The sequence below is a fragment of the Butyricicoccus sp. AM27-36 genome, assembly GCF_003480945.1.
Lineage (GTDB): Bacteria > Bacillota > Clostridia > Oscillospirales > Butyricicoccaceae > Agathobaculum > Agathobaculum butyriciproducens.
In genome coordinates this window covers 184513-204451 of sequence record NZ_QUJR01000002.1, presented here as the reverse complement: position 1 = coordinate 204451, position 19939 = coordinate 184513, and the positions used below count along the sequence as shown (strand labels likewise).

The window sequence follows — 19939 nt, the reverse complement described above, 5'->3', positions numbered from 1 at the left end:
TTACTGCAGTTATGATAGCACAAGTTTGTCCGTCCGTCAACCCAAGCGCAAGAATTTACTATATATTCGCAAGAAATTTCTATATAAAAAGGCTCAATCATTACATCAGAAATCCTTCATCCCACAGCTTTTATGATTGAGCCATAAAAAAACCGCACGCAAAAGCGTGCGGTTTTCTCATATTGCAGTAACGGTAAGGACGGAGACTTACTTGTTCTTCAGGTTGAAGAAAGCCTTCTTGCCCAGGAACTGTGCAACATCCTCGCCCAGCTCTTCCTCGATGCGGAGCAGCTGATTGTACTTTGCAACGCGGTCGGTACGAGACGGAGCACCGGTCTTAATCTGGCCAGCGTTCAGTGCAACAGCGATGTCAGCAATGGTAGCATCCTCGGTCTCGCCGGAACGGTGGGATACAACTGCAGTGTAGCCGGCGCGGTTGGCCATCTGGATAGCATCCAGGGTCTCGGTCAGGGAGCCGATCTGGTTAACCTTGATCAGGATGGAGTTAGCAACGCCCAGCTCGATGCCCTTGGACAGACGAGAGGTGTTGGTAACGAACAGGTCATCGCCAACCAGCTGGATCTTGTCGCCCAGAGCCTTGGTCAGCATAGCCCAGCCTTCCCAGTCTTCCTCAGCCATGCCGTCCTCGAGGGAGATGATCGGGTACTTCTCAGCGAAGTTCTTCCACATCTTAACCAGCTGCTGCTGAGTCAGCTTCTTGCCGGACTTCGGCTGGATATAGCACTTCTCCTCGTCGTTCCACCACTCGGAGGAAGCAGCGTCGATCGCGATCATGAAGTCCTCGCCCGGCTTGTAGCCAGCTTCTTCGATTGCCTGAACGATAACCTTCAGAGCATCCTCGTCCTTCTTCAGGTTCGGAGCGTAGCCGCCCTCATCGCCTACACCTGCTGCCGGAGTGCCGTTCTCCTTCAGGGTGGTCTTCAGCTGATGGAATACCTCTGCACAGCGGCGCAGAGCCTCGCGGAAGGACGGAGCGGAAACCGGCATGATCATGAATTCCTGAATCTCAACGTTGTTGGTAGCGTGTGCGCCGCCGTTGAGGATGTTCATCATCGGCATCGGCAGGGTCTTAGCGTTGCAGCCGCCGATGTAGTTGTACAGCGGCAGGCTCAGAGCCTCTGCAGCAGCCTTGGCAACAGCCAGGGATACACCGAGGATAGCGTTTGCGCCGAACTTGGTCTTGTTCGGGGTGCCGTCAGCCTCGATCATAGCCTTGTCGATTGCCTGCTGGTCGAGAGCGTTCATGCCGATAACAACCTCAGCGATCTCGCCGTTTACAGCGTCAACAGCCTTGAGTACGCCCTTGCCGTTGTAGCGGGACTTGTCGCCGTCACGCAGCTCGCAAGCCTCGAAGATACCGGTGGAAGCACCGGACGGAACAGCAGCGCGGCCCATGTATGCGCCGGTGTCGCCCTCAACGTAAACCTCAACCTCAACGGTCGGGTTGCCGCGGGAGTCCATAACTTCGCGGCCGATTACATCAACAATTTCAATGTAGCCCTTCATAATTCTTTCTCCTTCTTATTATAAAATAAAATGGTTGGCTAACGAAACAGCAAAAATCACATTTTTGCTGCGCCGCGCGCACGCGGCGATAAAATTCCCCATAAAAGTCCAGCTCTGCCGGACTTTTATACCACTGCTTCGGGACACGTGTCCCGAACCGTCTTTGCCGTGCAAAGATGAGGGGGATATCCGAAAAAGTTTCCTTGGGAACTTTTTCGGTATCTAAGGGGGACAGCGTCCCCCTTGGAGACTTACTTAACAAGCAGACTGTGACCCGTCATCTCTGCAGGCTGCGGAATGCCCATCATATCCAGCATGGTGGGAGCCAGATCAGCCAGTACGCCGCCGTCTGCCAGCTTGCCCTCGTGACCGACCATTACAAGCGGCACTGGGTTAGTGGAGTGTGCGGTGAACGGAGTCACACCATCAGCGTCGAGCATCTGATCGACGTTGCCGTGGTCGGCGGTGATCAGGCACTGGCCGCCCATCTTGAGGATGGCGTCAACGACCTTGCCTACGCCGTCATCGGTGGCCTCGATAGCCTTGACTGCAGCCTCGAATACGCCGGTGTGACCTACCATATCGCAGTTTGCGAAGTTGAGGATAACAACGTCGTACTTGCCGGACAGGATGCGCTTTACGCACTCCTCGGTAACGGCAGGCTCGCTCATCTCCGGCTGGAGATCATAGGTTGCAACCTTCGGGGACGGGATCAGAGCACGATCCTCGCCCGGATACTCCTTCTCAACGCCGCCGTTGAAGAAGAACGTAACGTGTGCGTACTTCTCGGTCTCGGCAATGCGGAGCTGGGTCATACCCAGATCGGAGATATATTCGCCGAACGTGTTCTTCAGGCTCTGCGGCTTGAAGGCGATTTCCACGCCCGGAATAGTAGCATCGTACTGCGTCATGCAGACGTAGTGAATCTTAGGCTGTACGCGCTCAAAGCCGGTGAACTCCGGATCAACGAATGCACGGGTGATCTCACGCGCACGGTCGGGACGGAAGTTTGCGAAGATGATCGCGTCGTCATCCTTGACGGTCGCGCCCTCGGTAACGATAACCGGAACAACGAACTCGTCGGTTACGCCGTTTACGTAGGACTGCTCCATAGCCTCGTGTGCGGTAGCTGCGTGCTCGCCTTCGCCGAGTGCGATAGCGTTGTACGCCTTCTGTACGCGATCCCAGCGGTTATCACGATCCATTGCGTAGTAACGGCCGGATACGGTTGCGATGCAGCCGACCTCGACAGCGTCGATCTTGGCCTGCAGGCGGTCGATATACTCAATACCGGACTGCGGCGGCGTGTCACGGCCGTCCATAAAGCAGTGGAAGCAAACCTTGCGCAGACCATTGCGGCGTGCCAGCTCGAGCAGCGCGAACATGTGGTCAATGTGGGAATGCACACCGCCGTCAGACAGCAGACCGAAAATGTGCAGGGTGGAATCGAACCACTTGCACTGGTTGATAGCGCTCATCAGAGCCGGATTCTCGAAGAAATCGCCGTCCTGGATGGCCTTGGTGATGCGGGTCAGCTCCTGATATACAATGCGGCCTGCACCGATGTTGGTGTGGCCAACCTCGGAGTTGCCCATCTGGCCGTCCGGCAGACCAACGTCCAGACCGGATGCGCCGATATAGGTGAGCGGGTTCTCTGCGAAAATCTTATCGAGATTCGGCTTTTTAGCAGCCTCGATGGCGTTGCCCTTGGTCTCCTCGCGGTGGCCGAAGCCGTCCATGATGATCAGAGCGGTCGGCTTCTTCGGGCCCTCTGCCTTCTTGGCAGCAGCGGTGGCTGCCTTGGGCTTGCGGCCGCGCTTTGCTGCCGGCTTTTTCTCCTCGGCAGTCTTAGCAGCGGTCTTGCGAGTACGCTTTGCCGCCGGCTTTTTTGCAGGAGCCGGATCTGCCAGAACATTAACCGGTGCGGAAGTCTTGATCTCGACTACCTCTACCTCCGGCATGCCCGGCATAGTGGTTTTTTTCATACTGATAAAACTCCTTTACAGAAGCGAACGATAAGAGAATAAAAGGGGACACGATATGCACCATGTCCCCCTCCGCAAAACGGTGAGGGAGCGTTTCCCTTTCCCGTATCCTTATCTTACTGGTTAGCTGCTTCTACGATGGTAGCGAAGTCAGCGCTCTTCAGGGAGGCACCGCCGATCAGGCCGCCGTCAACGTCCGGCTGAGCCAGCAGCTCGGAAGCGTTCTTCGCGTTCATAGAACCGCCGTACTGGATGGTGATGCCGCGTGCAGCGCGTGCGCCATACTTCTCGCGCAGGCAGTCACGGATAGCGGAGCAAACCTCGTTAGCCTGCTCTGCGGTAGCGGTCTTGCCGGTACCGATTGCCCAGATCGGCTCGTAAGCGATAACGACCTTCTTGATGTCCTCAACAGCTACGTTCTGCAGAGCGATCTTGATCTGCTTGCGGATAACTTCCATGGTAACGTCCTGCTCGCGCTCGGTCAGAGACTCGCCTACGCACAGGATCGGGCGCAGACCGTTCTCGAGAGCGACCTGAACCTTCTTGCCGCAAGCCTCGTCGGTCTCGTTGAAGTACTGACGGCGCTCAGAGTGGCCGATGATAACGTACTTAACGCCCAGCTCCTTGAGCATGTCAGCGGAGATCTCGCCGGTGAAAGCGCCGGACTTCTCGAAGTGCATGTTCTCAGCGCCGATTGCAATCTTGGAGCCCTTAGCAGCCTTTACAGCAGCCTGAATATCGGTAAACGGTACGCAAAGAACCATCTCGCACCACTTGGTCTTGGACAGGAGCGGCTTCATCTCTTCGATCAGAGCCTTTGCCTCTGCCGGAGTCTTGTTCATCTTCCAGTTGCCGGCGATAATGGTCTTACGATATCTGCGATTCATGTTGGTTTTACCCCTTTCAAACATTCGGACGGACATTTCCGTCTTAAATCTTTATGTATTTATACGGAGCGCTCAACAGAACGCGCTCCGATATAAAGCGTTCCTAATAGACTTACTTGTCCTGCAGGCATGCGATGCCCGGCAGCTCCAGACCCTCGAGGAACTCCAGAGAAGCGCCGCCGCCGGTGGAGATGTGGGTCATCTTGTCAGCAAAGCCCAGCTTCTCAACAGCAGCTGCGGAGTCGCCGCCGCCGATGATGGAAACAGCCTTGCTCTCAGCGATTGCCTTGGCAACAGCCTTGGTGCCGACTGCAAAGGTGTCAAACTCGAATACGCCCATCGGACCGTTCCAAACAACAGTGCCTGCGTCCTTGACAGCCTCGGAGAACAGCTCTACGGTCTTCGGGCCGATGTCCATGCCCATCATGTCAGCCGGGATCTTGCCAGCCTCGTATACGACCGGAGCAGCGTCCGCGCCGAAGTGATCTGCACAAACGGTGTCAACCGGCAGGAGCAGCTTAACGCCCTTGTCAGCAGCCTTCTTGAGCAGGCCGAGTGCCAGCTCGATCTTGTCTTCCTCGCAGAGAGAGGTGCCGATCTCACCGCCCTTTGCCTTGGAGAAGGTGTAGGCCATGCCGCCGCCGATGATGATGGTGTCGCACTTGTCGATCAGGTTTTCGATAACGCCGATCTTGTCGGAAACCTTAGCGCCGCCCAGGATTGCAACGAACGGACGAGCCGGATCGCTCAGGGCCTTGCCCATGATAGAGATTTCCTTCTTGATCAGGAAACCGCATACAGCCGGCAGGTAATCTGCGATGCCTGCGGTGGAAGCGTGTGCACGGTGTGCGGTGCCGAATGCGTCGTTGACGTAAATGTCAGCCATGTCAGCCATAGCCTTTGCCAGCGCAGCGTCGTTCTTGGTCTCGCCCTTTTCAAAGCGAACATTCTCAAGCAGAACGACCTCGCCCGGCTTAACCTCAGCGGCCAGCTTCTTAGCATCCTCGCCTACAACGTCCTTTGCCAGCTTGACTTCCTTGCCAAGCAGCTCGCTCAGGCGCTTAGCGACCGGAGCCAGCGAATACTTCATGTTTACTTCGCCCTTCGGACGGCCGAGGTGCGAGCACAGGATTACAGCAGCGTTGTGATCCAGCAGGTAGTTGATGGTCTCCAGCGAAGCACGGATGCGCTTGTCGTCGGTGATGTTGCCGTTCTCGTCCTGCGGTACGTTAAAATCGCAGCGGGCAATTACCTTCTTGCCGGATACGTCGATATCCTCAACGCTCTTCTTGTTATACTGCATAAATATCCCTCTCCTTTAAGATGTATTATAAAGTTACGATAAGGAACAAAAGCACGGTTGTTATTACTACAATAATTCCGTTTCCAATACAGAATTATACTCGTAATTCGTGTCATTCGCAAGCAAAATTGTGAAAATCATCACATTCCAACTCGCTTTTAGAGGATTTTTGCGTTTTTCGCCAAAAAGTTGCGAAATATTAAACAACATTCACAATTTTTGCATCAATCCCGCGGCGTTCCATAATACGCTACAGCCATCGCCAGCGGACCAGTATTTGTCAGAACCGAGGGACCGATCACTACGCGTTCCACATCGTGGAATCCAATTTCGGTACGCAGACGCTTTTCCATTTCATCCAGACGCTCGGCGGGTACGTCGCCGTAGAGCAGGATAGCCGTCTGCTTATCCGGCTGCACCACACGGGCGGAGACTTTTTTGCTCATTCCGGCAACGAGTGCCTTCTCACCGCGCACCTTGTCACACACCTTTACCGCACCGTCATACACATGGCTGATGGGCTTGAGACCGAGCGCCTCACCCACGAAAGCCGCGCCGCCCGAAATACGGCCGGACTTCTTGAGGAACTTGAGGCTGTACACGCCGAGGTAGGCTTCCACGCGGTTAAGACGGCTCTTTACCACGCTGACGATCGCGTCAAAGCTCTCGCCCTGCTCGCGCATTTCGGCAGCCTTGACAACAATGTGTCCGTAAATATAGGTGTAGGTCTTGGAGTCGATGACCTCGATGGTCATTTTTCCCTCGCCCTGCTCCTCCTCGAACATGGATTTTGCAAGGCACGCCGCCTGATAGGTACCCGAGCCGCCGCCGTTGATGAGCACTGCCAGCAGATGCGTGCAGCCGCGCTCAAATGCACGGTTGTAGGACTCGAGGAATACGGTCGGCGTAGTCATGGCCGTGCCGGGAATCTCGCTGCTGGTCTCGAGCAGCCTGCAGTAGTCCTCGGATGTGATGTCGTAATATTCGCGGAAGCTGCGTCCCTCATGCGTCAGCATGATCGGAACGATCTCAATGCCGTGCGCCTCTACCAGATCGTGCGGAATATCCGATGAGGAATCGGTCAAAATATGAATCTTTTCCATTCTTTACTCCTTTATGCCTGTGGGAACGGTCCCGCAAGTCTCAGATTTTCAAAGCCGGTCTGCCGCAGTGCCTCAAACACGATAACAGCGACCGAGTTAGACAGATTAAGGCTGCGCGCGCCCTCTCTCATGGGAATGCGAACGCAGCGTTCCGGGTGCTCGATGAGCAGCGCTTCCGGCAGACCGCGGGTCTCTTTGCCGAACATCAGGTAGTCGCCGTCGCGGTATTCCACCTCATGATAGGCGTGCGGCGCCTTTGTTGTCGCATAGAAGTAGCGGCCGTCCGGATTTTTCTCAAAAAATTCATCCAGATTTTTATACATACGCACATCGAGCAGGTGCCAGTAATCCAAACCGGCCCGCTTCATGCGCTTGTCATCGATAGCAAAGCCGAGCGGCTCGACCAGATGCAGCACACAGCCTGTCGCCGCACAGGTGCGGGCAATGTTGCCGGTGTTCTGCGGAATCTCCGGCTCGACCAAAACAATGTTGAGCATACTTTCGCCTCATTTACGAACTAAACTTCTTCTATTTTATGCGATAACACCGTATTTTTCAAGGTATATTCCCATTTTTCCGCAAAAAAGTTTCCTCTGAACACAAGATTCAGAGGAAATTTTCATGCACTATACTAATTTTTGATGATTTTGGACGAACGGCACATATCTTCAATTACTCAATATCCGCATAGACGCCATAGATATAGCCTTCCGCTGCGGCCTGCTCATCGGTCAGCACTTCGCCGGTAAGGCTCGGACCGGACGTATCGTCCTTGTATTCCACGCCCAACTTGCCGGTGTGCAGCGTCATCGAGCGGGTCTGCTCCGAGCCGTCAGTAAAGGTGATGGTAACGGTCAGCTTTGCGCCCTCAAAGCCGTCCACGGCCGCGTGCCACGAATCCTGCAGATCATCGTCCGTGGTTTCCGGCATGCTCGACAGCCACAGACCGTAGCTGGCGTCCGGGTCGTACGCATCGGTGAAGCCGTTGTCCAGCTTCCAGCACAGGTCGGCGTACATCTGCTCTGCGCCCTCCTCCGGACCGTTTCCCCAGACCATCACGGTGTCGGCACCGTCGAGTTCGGGGTTCGTGCCCTGATGCATCGAGCGCACCCACTCGTCACGGTCGGCTGATGTATCCTTGACGGTTTTCGTGCGGTAGACCGCGCCCTTGTCAATGGTCGCGGATATGGTTTTGATATTCTCACCGGTGACTTTGAACAGACAGCCGGAGTAGAAACCCTTTTCCGGATCGTCTGCGCCGCTGCCGGTATCGAACACGATCTTGCTGTCCTTCGGCTGACGCAGCTCGCCGGTATCGGCAGCATAGGCTGCAAAGCCGAATGTGTGACTGATGGCATCCGCTACGACTGCACTGCCGGTCTGCGCGGTGCCATTATGCGTGCGATAAACCGCCGTACCGCCCAGCACAATACCGAACGCGCAGGCTGCCGCCAGAAGGCGCTTTGCCATTCCCCACGGATGGCGCGGCACCGCATGCAGCGGTTCGTTCGTCAGCTTACGCGCTTCACGAGCTGCTGCCAGCGTGCGCTCCTTGAGCTCCTGCGGAGCCTTGATGTCCTTCAGTTCGTTCCAGTTGTTCTTCATCGTAAGATCCCTCCAAATCCAGCTTTAATTGCTTTCTTGCGCGATGCAGCCGCGTGCGTACCGTTGCCGGACGGCAGCCGACCATTTCCGCGATCTCCTCTGTGCGGTAGCCCTCCACATAGTGCAGCCACACCGCGATTCGCTGATCGTCCGGCAGTGCGTGTACCGCCTGCCACAGCTCGCTGCTGCTTTCCGGTTCCGGAGCGGCAGCATCCGCGGCAGCTTCCATCGGTGCGGTGCGCTTAAACCACGCCGACCGGCGAAGATCGGCGCATCGGCTGAGCGTTACGCGCAGCAGCCATGCTTTCAGATGCTCGGTGTCGCGGAAATCGGTGTCGTCCCGCAGCAGCCGGAGAAAGACTTCCTGATAGACGTCCTCTGCGTCCGCGCGGCTGTTCAGTCTGCACAAAGCTAGGCGATAGACCGCGTCGCCGCAGGTGACCATCGCCTGCTGCAGAAATGCGTCCGACCTGAGTTTTGTCTGCATTGCTCTCTCCTCCTTTCACCACCAACACGTTTTGCAGCGGCAAATCGTTCCCGCTGCCGCCGGATTTTTTGAGATTTCGGCTTATTTTCCCTTTGCTTTGTGTTTACCTACAATTTACAGAGGTTATTCTTGTGATATATGCACAAAAACTTTCGCATTTTCTCTGGAACATTAAACAAAAAATCTATTGCATTTTTATCTAAAACGACTATAATAATAATTGTTCTAAGGAACACAACAAATCGACAATAACCAACAACCACATTGGTTTTTATATTTCATTTGCTCTCTTTTTTTCTTTTTTCTTTCTTTACTCTTTACCTGCTCTTTGAGGGAAAATCGCCGTCTGATTCATCAGGCGGCTTTTTTCTGCCTTGCGGCAAAAAAGCTGCGGTTTAACCGCAGCTTTTTTAGTTTGTTCCGACAGTATGCGTTACCGTGCTGCCTGTGGTATCATACGGATACAGGGTATTCAGAGCCGCCGCAAGCGCCGGACTCTCCAGCGTATACCATCTGTCCTTGCCATGTAGTTCTGTTTTCAGCAGCAGCAACTCTTCCGAATCATTCCTGCACAGAAAGAGCATATAATCTGCTTCCGCGCTGTCTATTTGCACTGCAACGACGCACGGAATCCTGATATTCGTGCCGTACGGTGTCCATCTGCCCGGAAAGCGCCGCTTGCCCTTACTGTCTGCAAGCAGCTGCACGATCGTCTCCCGATTTTCCGCAGAAAGTGTAATTTCTTCGGACGGGAACGCATAGTTATAAATCGTTTTGCTCGTCACCGGCGTATAGCTGTACGCCTTCCACGAAAACGAATCATCGACTGCACAGCCGATCTTCCGTGGTGCAAAGAATATGCCATAGATCCCAACCGCACAAAGCAGAAGGAGCAGCGCCGCTGTCACTGCACATTTGACCGATTTCTTCATATTGTCTCCCTCCCGATTCTCTATCCTTATTCTTGTACCTTGATGATACCGAACGATCCCTTGATTGTCAACCAAATTGTTCCCTGAGATACAGAAAGGCGGTATCGCTATGCAGCGATACCGCCTTTTCTTATTTCTCTTTGAAAAATTCTCTGGTCTGCTGCACATTTTCCTCGATGGCGGTCTTGAGCGCCTCCACCGATTCAAACTGCATTTCCGGACGCAGGAACTTATGCAGCTCCACATGGATCATCTTGCCGTACAGATCGCCCGCAAAGTCGAGCAGATGCGGCTCGATGGTCGGTGCACCGCCGTCTAAAAATGTCGGCTTTACACCGATATTGGTCGCTGCGATATAGCTCTGTCCGTCCACCAGAACGCGGGTTGCGTACACACCGTACGGCGGCAGCGCCATTTCGGTCGGCAGACGCAGATTGACCGTCGGCACCTGCAGAACGCTGGTTCCCACACGCCGTCCGTGCTCCACAATGCCGGAAACCGTATACGGATGACCGAGAAACTTAGCCGCACCTTCCATATCGCCCTGCGAAATCAGCTGACGAATATAGGTGGAGGACACCACAATGCCGCCAATCTTGACATCCTCAATGCAGTCATAGCCGATGCCGGCCTTTTCACACTCGATAGCCATGCCTTCTGCGTTGCCCTGCCCCTTATAGCCGAAACGGTTATTGCGCCCCGAGATGATCCAGCCCGCGTTAAAGCGGCCGATGAGCAGCTTGTGGATAAAGTCGCGCCAGTCCATGTGCTGCATTTCATGGTCAAAGTGGCCGAAAATAACCTCGTCCACACCGCCGAGCTTTTTGATCTCCTCGGTGCGATATGCATTTGCGGTCAGCAGCGGCACCTGACGGCCCATAACGACCGAATCCGGATGCACATCAAACGTAAAAACCGCACTCGTGCCGCCGATTTGCTTGGCCCGCTCGACCGCACGCTGCATGAGCGCCCGATGGCCCAGATGCACGCCGTCAAAGTAGCCGAGCGCGATGGCACGCGGCTTTGTAACTTCTATCATAAGGGAATCCCCCTGAAAAAAATTGATAATTGAAAATTGAGAATTGAGAATGAATGCGGCGCTTTGCGCTTATTAAATCATCGCGCAAGGCGCGATACCCTCATTATCCATTTTCCATTTTCAATTCTCCATTTCTGTTTGTATACAAAAACTTATCGGAAGTTTTTGTATACAAACAGACCTAAACCGCCCTTATCCAGCTCTCTCACCTGACCGAGCATAAGGAACCTGTCCTGATGGTACACACGGCAGATGGTATCTGCGGTCTCCGGCAGACTGTCGGTCTGGCGCGGAAACACAACTGCACCTCTCGCAATGCGCTCCGCGCCCTCGTCGGTGAGCGAAACGGCGGGTCTATCGGTAAACAGGCTGTCGGTCGGCAGCAGAAGCTGCTGCATGGTACCCTCTGCCATCGCCTGCTCACACTCGGCAAAGGTATGGCACTGCGCCAGTTCATACGCGCCCGAACGGGTGCGCTCCAGACTGTGCAGCACGGCCAGCGTACCCAGCTTTTCGCCAAGGTCATTGACCAGTGTGCGGACGTAGGTGCCCTTGCTGACCTTACACCGCAGCGTGCCCTTCTGGGCATTCTCATCGAAGTCGAGCAGCTCCATTTCGTGCACAATGATATCGCGCGCCGGACGCTCCACTTCCCTGCCCTTGCGGGCGAGGTCGTACAGCTTCTGGCCGTTCACCTTGACCGCCGAGTACATGGGCGGCACCTGCTGCTGCGGACCGATAAAGCGCCGCACCACCTGCTTTACTGCGTATTCCGCAGCGTAGCGTTCGCTGGTCTGGAGCATTTCGCCGGTGACATCCTGCGTATCTGTGCAGTAGCCGAGCGTAAACCCGGCAACGTATTCCTTATCCTGCGCCGCGGCAAAATCTGCCGCCTTGGTCGCACCGCCGACAAATACCGGCAGAACACCGGTCGCCATCGGGTCCAGTGTGCCGCCGTGACCGATCCTGCGCGTGTGCAGAATACCGCGCAGCTTGGCTACCACGTCATGTGAGGTAAAGCCCTGCGGCTTGTTCATCAGCAGAATGCCGTTCAGGTCACTTTGCTGCATGAAACTGCTCCTCTGCCGCCTTCAGCATAGCAGCCTTGGCCTCCGCCATGCCGCAGGTGAAGCTTGCACCTGCCGCACGGACATGACCGCCGCCGCCGACCTTCTTGCAGATAGCAGCCGCGTCCATCTCCTTGGTGGTGCGGACGGAAACGCGAACCGTACCGTCCGGCTTCTCGGTCAGCGTGATGCCGATCTGTACGCCCTCAATCTGGCGCGTGAGCGATGCAATCGAGTCCAGATCGTCCATATCCGCGCCTGCATGGTCGATATCCCTGCGCCAGAGCACGGCAACCGCAATCGCACCGTTCTCGTGGAACTCCATCGTATCAAATACAATGCGCTCCATCTCAAACCGCGGACGCGATTTGGTCTCAAACAGCACGCGGTTGATCTCACCGCCGTCGATACCGGCAGTCAGGCAGGCCGCCGCTACCGCATGCGAATGCGCGGTCGTATTCGAGAACTTAAAGCAGCCCGTATCGGTCGAAACACCGATATAAATGCACTCTGCAATGTCGGCCGTGAACTTAACACCGAGCGCCGTCAGCACATCGTACAGCACCTCGGCACAGCCGCCTGCATCCGGCCGGATGAGGTTTTTTTTGCCGAAGCCGTCGTTCGAGCCGTGATGGTCAATGACCAAATCGACCTTGCCCTTGTACGGCTCGGCCGTGTCCGGAAACAGCTTCTCCTCAGCGATATCAGTCGAAACCACATACGCCGGAACGAAATCCTCCGGCGAATAATACGGCACGATCAGCGGCGCATAACGCCTGGTGATCTCCGGATTTTCCAGAATATATGCGCGCTTGCCAATCTGCTGCAGACCGCGGCAGAGCGCACCGGCACAGCCTGCCGTGTCGCCGTCCGGTCTGCGGTGAGTCAGGATGAGAATGTCGTCCGCTGCCTGCAGCGCAGCAGCAGCGCCAGCAACGTCAACGATCATTCTGCGTCCTCCTCGCCCAGCTTGCCTTCATTTTTCAGCTCGTGCAGCACCTCGGAGATGTGTGCACCGTGGGTGATGGACTGATCCAGTTCAAATACCAGCTCCGGCGCATAGCGCAGCTGTACCTTGTGGCCAACCTCGCGGCGCAGCCAGCCTGCAGCGGACTTCAGGCCCTTCATCACGTCCCTGGTCTGCTGCTCACTGCCGAGTACGGAAATATAGCACTTCGCATAGCGCAGATCGTTGGTAACATCGCAGTGTACCACGGAAACCATAGCCTCCTGTACACGCGGGTCCTTGACAGAGCGCATCGCCTCTGCCAGAGCCTTCATCACTTCTTCGGAAATACGATCAATTCGAGTAGACATAACTTTCCTCCTTTGAGGATTGATTAAAATCTGCTTGTACAGAAAATGCGATACGCATTTTCACACGCACCGCAGTGCGTGATTCAATCCCCCATAAAAGTCCGGCTCCGCCGGACTTTTATACCACTGCTTCTGGACGCGTGTCCAGAACCGCCTTTGACGTGCAAAGGCGAGGGGGATATCCGCCAAAGTTTCCTCGGGAACTTTGGCGGTATCTAAGGGGGACAGCGTCCCCCTTAGAAGAAGCGGTTTTACCGCTTCACTTCTTCCATAACAAAGCACTCAATGATATCGCCTTCCTTGATATCATTGTAGTTCTCGATGCTCATGCCGCACTCATAAGAGGTTGCAACTTCCTTCACATCGTCCTTGAAGCGCTTGAGGGTATTCAGGTGGCCCTCGTGGAATACGATGCCGTCACGGACTACGCGAACCTCAGCGTTACGCTGAATCTTGCCGTCCTGTACATAGCAGCCTGCAACCGCGCCTGCGCCGGTGATCTTGAACACCTGACGAACCTCTGCGTGGCCGAGAACAACTTCCTTGAACTTCGGCTCGAGCATGCCCTTCATGGCCTGCTCCATCTCCTCGATGGCATCATAAATAACGCGGTACATACGCATATCAACGCCCTGCTGTGCAGCAGAGTCGGTAGCGGTGCGGTCCGGACGAACGTTAAAGCCAACAATGATCGCGCCGGAAGCAGCAGCCAGCATAACGTCGGACTCGTTGATGGCGCCAACGGCACCGTGGATAACGCGCACGCGAACCTCTTCGTTGGTCAGCTTCTCGAGAGAGGAACGAACCGCCTCGACAGAGCCCTGAACGTCTGCCTTGACGATGATATTCAGCTCCTTCATCTCGCCCTGCTGGATGGAATCGAACAGGTTATCGAGCGTTACCTTGTGGAACAGCTTGTTGCGCTCTTCCTTCTCCTTGTCCTTGCGCTGCTCAACCAGCTCACGAGCCATCTTCTCGTCGTCTACAGCGTCAAAGATGTCGCCTGCACCCGGAACCTCAGCCAGACCGATGATCTCGACCGGAACAGACGGGCCTGCGGACTCAATCTTCTTGCCGTCGTCGTTGGTCATTGCGCGAACGCGGCCGACAGAGGTACCCGCGATAACGGTATCGCCTGCATGCAGGGTGCCGTTCTGTACCAGAAGGGTTGCAACCGGACCACGGCCCTTATCCAGCTTTGCCTCGATGACGGTACCGTGCGCCTTGCGGTTCGGGTTTGCCTTGAGGTCAGCCATTTCAGCGGTCAGCAGTACCATTTCGAGCAGGTTGTCAATGCCCTGACCGAACTTTGCGGAGATGTTGCAGACGATGGTCTGACCGCCCCACTCCTCCGGTACCAGCTCGTACTCGGTGAGCTGCTGGAGCACACGATCCGGGTTTGCACCCTGCTTGTCGATCTTATTTACAGCAACGATGATCGGCACGTTTGCCGCCTTGGCGTGGTTGATCGCCTCGATGGTCTGCGGCATAACGCCGTCATCGGCTGCTACGACCAGAATGGCGATATCGGTTACCTGCGCACCGCGTGCACGCATGGAGGTAAACGCAGCGTGACCCGGGGTATCGAGGAAGGTGATCGGCTTGCCGCCAACCTCAACGCGGTATGCGCCGATGTGCTGGGTAATGCCGCCGGCCTCGCCCTCGATGACCTTGGTCTTGCGGATCGCGTCGAGCAGAGAGGTCTTGCCGTGGTCAACGTGACCCATAACAACAACGACCGGATCGCGCGGCTGCAGTTCCTCTTCCTTGTCCTCGTGCTCATCGAACAGCTGCTCCTCGATGGTAACGTGTACTTCCTTCTCAACCTTGCAGCCCATTTCCTCTGCAACGATGGCTGCGGTATCGTAATCGATGACCTCAGAGATAGAAGCCATAACGCCCAGCTTGATAAGGCCCTTGATAACATCCGCTGCGGTGCGCTTCATGCGGGAAGCGAGCTCGCCAACAGAGATCTCATCCGGGATCATAACCTTTACCGGGATCTTCTTGAGCGCTGCCATCTGCTGCTGGCGCTGGAGGCGCTTCATCTTCTCCTGCTCCTCCTGACGGCGCTTGTTGCCGAACGGCTTGGAGCGCTGGTCGGACTTCTTGGTCAGCTTCTGCTTCTTGGCGCCCTTGGACTCCATGCGCTCGGCCTTTGCGTCTACCAGCTTATCTACATGATCGTCATACTTGGCGAGATTTACGTCGCCGGTACCGCGGGTATCGATACGGTGTACCTGCTTTACCTTGCTCTGAGTCGGCTGCTGCTGCACGATAGGCTCCTCTCTCTTGGACTCGGTCTGCTGTTTGGTTTCCGCCTTGGACTGCTCCGGCTTCTTGCGGGATGCGCCCTGTGCGTTCAGCGTACCTTCCATGTCACTTACTTGATTATGCTGGGTGAGATACTCGAAAATGACCGACAGGTCGGTATCGTCAAGCACCTGCATGTGGTTCTTCGGTGCAGAGCGATACTTCGTCAGGATTTCGGTGATCTCCTTGGTGGATACGCCGAAGTCCTTTGCGACCTCGTGTACCCGATATTTATTGTCTAATGCCATGGGCAATAACCTCCTTACACACTTCGTTCAAAACCACGGTTTTGAACGAGAGAGGACGTACCGAACAATGTTCGGATACGTCCAAAGCTGCGAAAAGTTCCTCCTGTGTCGAAACTTTTCTCCGCTCTGGTATCAAATGCACGGGCAAAGCTCGCACATTTGATGCAAAGCTGCGCTTTGCTATTTATATACGCGCTTCGCGCGGGAATCAGGTTTTATTGCGGAAGCTGCGCTTGCCGCTGTTGAAGCTCGGCTTGCCTGTGCTGCTTTTGCGGAACGGACGGTCGCCATCCTTGCGGAACGGGCGCTTCTCTCCGTCGTTCTTACGATACGGACGGTCGCCTTCCTTGCGGAACGGGCGCTTCTCGCCGTCGTTCTTGCGATACGGATGATATTCGCCGTCCTTGCGGAACGGGCGCTTCTCGCCATCGTTCTTACGATACGGACGATATTCGCCATCCTTACGGAACGGGCGCTTCTCGCCGTCGTTCTTGCGATACGGACGATATTCGTCTTCCTTGCGGAACGGGCGCTTCTCGCCGTCGTTCTTGCGATACGGACGATATTCGTCTTCCTTGCGGAACGGACGCTTCTCGCCGTCGTTCTTGCGATACGGACGGTCACCTTCCTTGCGGAACGGACGCTTCTCGCCGGACGGCTTGCGGTAGGTGCGCTTCGGCTTCTCCTCTGCCGATTTTTCGGTCTTGACCGGCGCTTCCTCGGTCTTTTCCGCCTTATCCTTATGCTTTTTGACGCCCCTGCGGGACTGGATCTTTGCGTTTTTTTCGCTAAGCTGCTGCGCCACTTCGGTGTATGCAGGATCCTGCTCCGCCAGCTTGTTTACAGCTGCCGCCGCCATACCGATGTCTGCTACCGCGCACATCGCGCAGCCTGCCTTGCCGATCGCGCTGCCGAGTTCAAGCTTGCCGTGCGGCAGCGTCACGCACGGAACATTGGCCTTATCGGCGTAAAATGCGGCCTTTTTCGCTGCATTTGCGCCTGCATCGCCCGCGATGAACACACAGCGGGTCTTGTGGTCAAAGCACGCTTCACGCACCAGCTCGTCGCCGTAGGCCAGCTTGCCGGCACGGCGTGCCAGACCGAGCATTCTCAGAACCGGATCAGTTGCCATTTGCACCCTCCTGTTCCATCTGCTGCTCAAGCTGATCGTAAACCGACTCGGGCACCTCTACACTGAGCGCACGCTCGATCGCACGGCTTTTGCGGGCCTTTTTCAGACATTCCGGCTTGCCGCACAGATATGCGCCGCGGCCGGGTGCCTTGCCCTTGAAATCCAGCGAAAGCTCGCCTTCCGGCGAACGCACCACGCGGATCAGCTCCCGTTTCGGGAACATTTCACGGCAGCCGAGGCACTGCCGCATGGGAATCTTCTTCTGTACCATATTCTGCCGCACCTCCGCTTGCTTATTCGCCCTGAGACTCAGGAGCGATATCGATCTTGCAGCCGGTCAGCTTGGCAGCCAGACGCGCGTTCTGGCCTTCCTTGCCGATAGCAAGCGACAGCTGATCGTCCGGAACGATGACGCGGCAGGACTTGTTATCCGCCTGCATGGTGGCATTGATAACATCAGCCGGAGCGAGTGCCGCAGAAACGAACTGCGCCATATCCTCGTTCCACTTGATGATATCGATCTTCTCGCCGTTCAGCTCGCCGGTGATGTTGGCAACACGCGCACCGCGGGTACCAACGCATGCACCGATCGGATCGACGTTCTCATCGTGAGAAACAACAGCGATCTTGGTGCGGTTGCCTGCCTCACGCGCGATGGACTTGACCTCGACGATACCGGAGTGGATCTCCGGCACCTCCAGCTCAAACAGGCGCTTAACCAGACCCGGGTGGGTGCGGGAAACAACGACCTGCGGGCCGCGGGTGCCGCGGCGAACCTCGATGAGGTAAACCTTCAGGCGCTGACCCTCAGTCAGAACCTCACCGCGCACCTGCTCGGAAGCGGCCAGAACAGCCTCGCTCTTCTCACCGCCGGAAACAACATCCAGATAAGCAGTGCCGGAGCGCGGATCGATGCGGGCAACCACGCCGTTCAGGATCTCGTGCTCCTTGCTCTCGAACTCGGAGATAACCATGCCGCGCTCTGCCTCGCGGATGCCCTGAATGATAACCTGCTTTGCAGTCTGGGCAGCAATGCGGCCGAAGGACTTGGTCGGGATGTCGATATCAATGATATCGCCTACCATCGGGTTATTCTTGTACTCGGCAGCCTCCTCGAGAGTGATCTCCTCGTACGGCTCGTACAGATCCTCCGCCTTGACAACCGTCTTGCGGACAAACATGTGAATGGTCTTCTTGTCGCGGTCCGGCTCAACGTAAACATTGTCGGTCATGCCGTCGTTATCACGCTTGTAGGCGGTGATCAGCGCCTGACCTACACGGTCAAGCATATAGTCTACCGGAATGCCTTTTTCCTTTTCCAGCTGTTCCAGCGCGTCAAAAAATTCTGCGTTAACCATTTTTTCCTATTCAGCTCCTTCTTATATCTCTACCGCCAGTCGAACTGCGGCAATGTCTTTGGGTTCGTATACGGTCTGCTCGCCGTTCACTTCCAGCGTTACGGCGCCGTTGTCATAGCCGGCGAGTGTGCCCTCGATCTGCTTCATACCGTTCATCGGCTTGTAGAAGCCGACTTCGACGGTCTGACCCATGAACGCCTGGAAATGCTCCGGGCGCTTGAGGCGGCGCGACATACCGGCCGAGGAAACACACAGCGTGTAGGACGGCATATCGTCAAATTCCTTTTCATCCAGCATGGGATCGAGTGCGCGCGAAACCTGCTCGCACTGGTCGATATTAACGCCTTCCGGACGATCCACGGTGACGGTCAGCATGTACTGTCCGCCCTCTTTTTCAAACTCCACATCCCACAGGGAAACACCAGCCTGTTCACACAAAGGCTTTACCAGTTCCTCTACGCGGGCTACGATCTGCTTTGCCTGCAAAGCCGTCCCTCCTTACTGAAAAATTTTCTCCGAGCAAAGCGTAAGGAGTGGCACTTGGCCACTCCTTACGGTTACTTATCATCTTACACTGATAGTATATCACGCATTGCCGTACATTGCAAGCGTTTTTGCAATAAAAATATCCGTTTTTACCGTGAAAATGCACAAATTTAGGCGTGTGAGCCGCAAATTTTGCAGATTAGCGGCTGCTGCCGTGTCTCAGCTCATGCAGGATGCACAGTCCCATGGCCAAGATGGGAAACAGGATGCGCAGACTGAGGAAACCCATCGGGTCTCCGAAGTCGATGTTTGCATCTAACACCATTCCAATAAACCAGCCTGCAATGGTGACTAAAGTTGCTTTCAGGTACATAATCTCTATCTCCTTTTATATATTCCAACTGTCAATTACTTAAATTCACGCCAGTTGAACGAATCATAAAAAGATTCCAACTCAACACTATAACTAATACCATTTACATTTGCTTCGCTTTCACTACGAGAAAAAGCACTCCACAAATTCATATTAGAATAACTCTTTTGATTATACATTGCTGTATAATTCTTTACAGCATTTCTATATGCCGGAATAAACTCATTATAAAGCGGCAATAGTTCTTCTTCCAAAAGCGAATAGTTGATATTTTCCTTTTGCAATGTCTGTAACATTTTCTCGTTCCGGCTAATAAGAGCTTCACTATCCGGATTTCTTGTTGCTGGATTTATTGTAAATAAATTCGCGTTGATTGATTCATTATAAAGATCAAGTTCTCCTCTGCATATGGTAATTGTACGCTCCAACTTATACGCTGCTGTAACAATTTCTGTGAAATCATCATAAATCGAAATCGTCTGCGTATTGCGGTCGTAGCCGATATCCGCGCCGAACGCATTGGACACCGCACGAATCGGCACATAAGTCGTGCCGTTGTAGATAAACGCCTCGACCGCTTTACCGTTGGCGTCTGTCATGTCGATTGCTTCGTTGTTGAATTCCACATTGACGCCGGACGTGACGGCAATCGTCTTACGATAGGTGTTCGCCGCATAGGATGTGGTCAAGAACAGGGCAAACATCAGGATGATTGCGGGGATTCTCTTTTTCATAGCGGGACCTCCCTTTATTTGTTTGTTACAGTATACCAAACAA

General features: G+C 54.9%; 20 protein-coding genes. All 20 read right to left on the bottom strand.

Translation table 11 applies throughout. The annotated features are described in order from the left end of the window. Positions 1–207: 207 nt before the first annotated feature. Positions 208–1527, bottom strand: coding sequence for a phosphopyruvate hydratase (eno, locus tag DW724_RS04605; protein ID WP_116704727.1), 1320 nt, complete (start codon positions 1525–1527; stop codon positions 208–210). A gap of 251 nt (positions 1528–1778) precedes the next feature. After that, on the bottom strand, positions 1779–3512 hold the full coding sequence (gene gpmI / locus DW724_RS04600) for a 2,3-bisphosphoglycerate-independent phosphoglycerate mutase (RefSeq protein ID WP_256372138.1): 1734 nt from the start codon (positions 3510–3512) through the stop codon (positions 1779–1781). Between the two features lie 116 nt (positions 3513–3628). Beyond that, complete coding sequence (gene tpiA / locus DW724_RS04595; RefSeq protein ID WP_110435367.1) at positions 3629–4399, bottom strand: triose-phosphate isomerase; 771 nt, start codon at positions 4397–4399, stop codon at positions 3629–3631. 112 nt (positions 4400–4511) lie between these two features. Next, positions 4512–5702 carry a phosphoglycerate kinase gene (locus DW724_RS04590; RefSeq protein ID WP_118360006.1) on the bottom strand — a complete coding sequence of 397 codons (1191 nt, stop codon included), beginning with the start codon at positions 5700–5702 and terminating at the stop codon, positions 4512–4514. A gap of 224 nt (positions 5703–5926) precedes the next feature. Then, on the bottom strand, positions 5927–6805 hold the full coding sequence (locus DW724_RS04585) for a DegV family protein (protein ID WP_118760798.1): 879 nt from the start codon (positions 6803–6805) through the stop codon (positions 5927–5929). An 11-nt stretch (positions 6806–6816) separates the two neighbouring features. Continuing rightward, positions 6817–7302, bottom strand: coding sequence for a tRNA (uridine(34)/cytosine(34)/5-carboxymethylaminomethyluridine(34)-2'-O)-methyltransferase TrmL (trmL, locus tag DW724_RS04580; RefSeq protein WP_118284636.1), 486 nt, complete (start codon positions 7300–7302; stop codon positions 6817–6819). A 175-nt stretch (positions 7303–7477) separates the two neighbouring features. After that, on the bottom strand, positions 7478–8410 hold the full coding sequence (locus DW724_RS04575; protein WP_118760797.1) for a hypothetical protein: 933 nt from the start codon (positions 8408–8410) through the stop codon (positions 7478–7480). After that, positions 8331–8897 carry an RNA polymerase sigma factor gene (locus tag DW724_RS04570; protein ID WP_118760796.1) on the bottom strand — a complete coding sequence of 189 codons (567 nt, stop codon included), beginning with the start codon at positions 8895–8897 and terminating at the stop codon, positions 8331–8333. Before DW724_RS04570 ends, DW724_RS04575 begins: the two co-directional genes overlap by 80 nt. A 410-nt stretch (positions 8898–9307) precedes the next feature. After that, the gene (locus tag DW724_RS04565; protein ID WP_118760795.1) at positions 9308–9829 is read right to left on the bottom strand and encodes a hypothetical protein; all 522 of its coding nucleotides are present in this window, start codon (positions 9827–9829) and stop codon (positions 9308–9310) included. 130 nt (positions 9830–9959) lie between these two features. After that, the gene (ribF, locus tag DW724_RS04560; RefSeq protein WP_118478062.1) at positions 9960–10868 is read right to left on the bottom strand and encodes a riboflavin biosynthesis protein RibF; all 909 of its coding nucleotides are present in this window, start codon (positions 10866–10868) and stop codon (positions 9960–9962) included. Between the two features lie 152 nt (positions 10869–11020). Further along, a complete protein-coding gene (truB, locus tag DW724_RS04555) occupies positions 11021–11938 on the bottom strand; it encodes a tRNA pseudouridine(55) synthase TruB (protein ID WP_118760794.1) in 918 nt (305 codons plus the stop codon). Next, on the bottom strand, positions 11925–12884 hold the full coding sequence (locus tag DW724_RS04550) for a DHH family phosphoesterase (RefSeq protein ID WP_117489861.1): 960 nt from the start codon (positions 12882–12884) through the stop codon (positions 11925–11927). Before DW724_RS04550 ends, truB begins: the two co-directional genes overlap by 14 nt. Beyond that, the gene (gene rbfA, locus DW724_RS04545) at positions 12881–13252 is read right to left on the bottom strand and encodes a 30S ribosome-binding factor RbfA (protein ID WP_117555081.1); all 372 of its coding nucleotides are present in this window, start codon (positions 13250–13252) and stop codon (positions 12881–12883) included. The genes DW724_RS04550 and rbfA overlap by 4 nt, the downstream gene beginning before the upstream one ends. A gap of 251 nt (positions 13253–13503) precedes the next feature. Continuing rightward, the gene (infB, locus tag DW724_RS04540) at positions 13504–15813 is read right to left on the bottom strand and encodes a translation initiation factor IF-2 (RefSeq protein ID WP_118760793.1); all 2310 of its coding nucleotides are present in this window, start codon (positions 15811–15813) and stop codon (positions 13504–13506) included. A 208-nt stretch (positions 15814–16021) separates the two neighbouring features. Next, positions 16022–16945 (bottom strand): ribosomal L7Ae/L30e/S12e/Gadd45 family protein, encoded by a 924-nt coding sequence (locus tag DW724_RS04535; RefSeq protein WP_118760792.1) that lies wholly within the window; start codon positions 16943–16945, stop codon positions 16022–16024. Next, positions 16935–17216 carry an RNase P modulator RnpM gene (gene rnpM / locus DW724_RS04530; RefSeq protein WP_117489855.1) on the bottom strand — a complete coding sequence of 94 codons (282 nt, stop codon included), beginning with the start codon at positions 17214–17216 and terminating at the stop codon, positions 16935–16937. Before rnpM ends, DW724_RS04535 begins: the two co-directional genes overlap by 11 nt. A gap of 22 nt (positions 17217–17238) precedes the next feature. Further along, the gene (gene nusA, locus DW724_RS04525) at positions 17239–18303 is read right to left on the bottom strand and encodes a transcription termination factor NusA (protein WP_110435381.1); all 1065 of its coding nucleotides are present in this window, start codon (positions 18301–18303) and stop codon (positions 17239–17241) included. A 21-nt stretch (positions 18304–18324) separates the two neighbouring features. After that, on the bottom strand, positions 18325–18789 hold the full coding sequence (gene rimP / locus DW724_RS04520) for a ribosome maturation factor RimP (protein WP_192924391.1): 465 nt from the start codon (positions 18787–18789) through the stop codon (positions 18325–18327). A 199-nt stretch (positions 18790–18988) separates the two neighbouring features. Continuing rightward, the gene (locus DW724_RS15555) at positions 18989–19162 is read right to left on the bottom strand and encodes a hypothetical protein (protein WP_158580213.1); all 174 of its coding nucleotides are present in this window, start codon (positions 19160–19162) and stop codon (positions 18989–18991) included. A 35-nt stretch (positions 19163–19197) separates the two neighbouring features. Further along, entirely contained in the window at positions 19198–19896 is a 699-nt protein-coding gene (locus DW724_RS04515; protein WP_118760791.1) for a copper amine oxidase N-terminal domain-containing protein, read from the bottom strand. Positions 19897–19939: the final 43 nt, after the last annotated feature.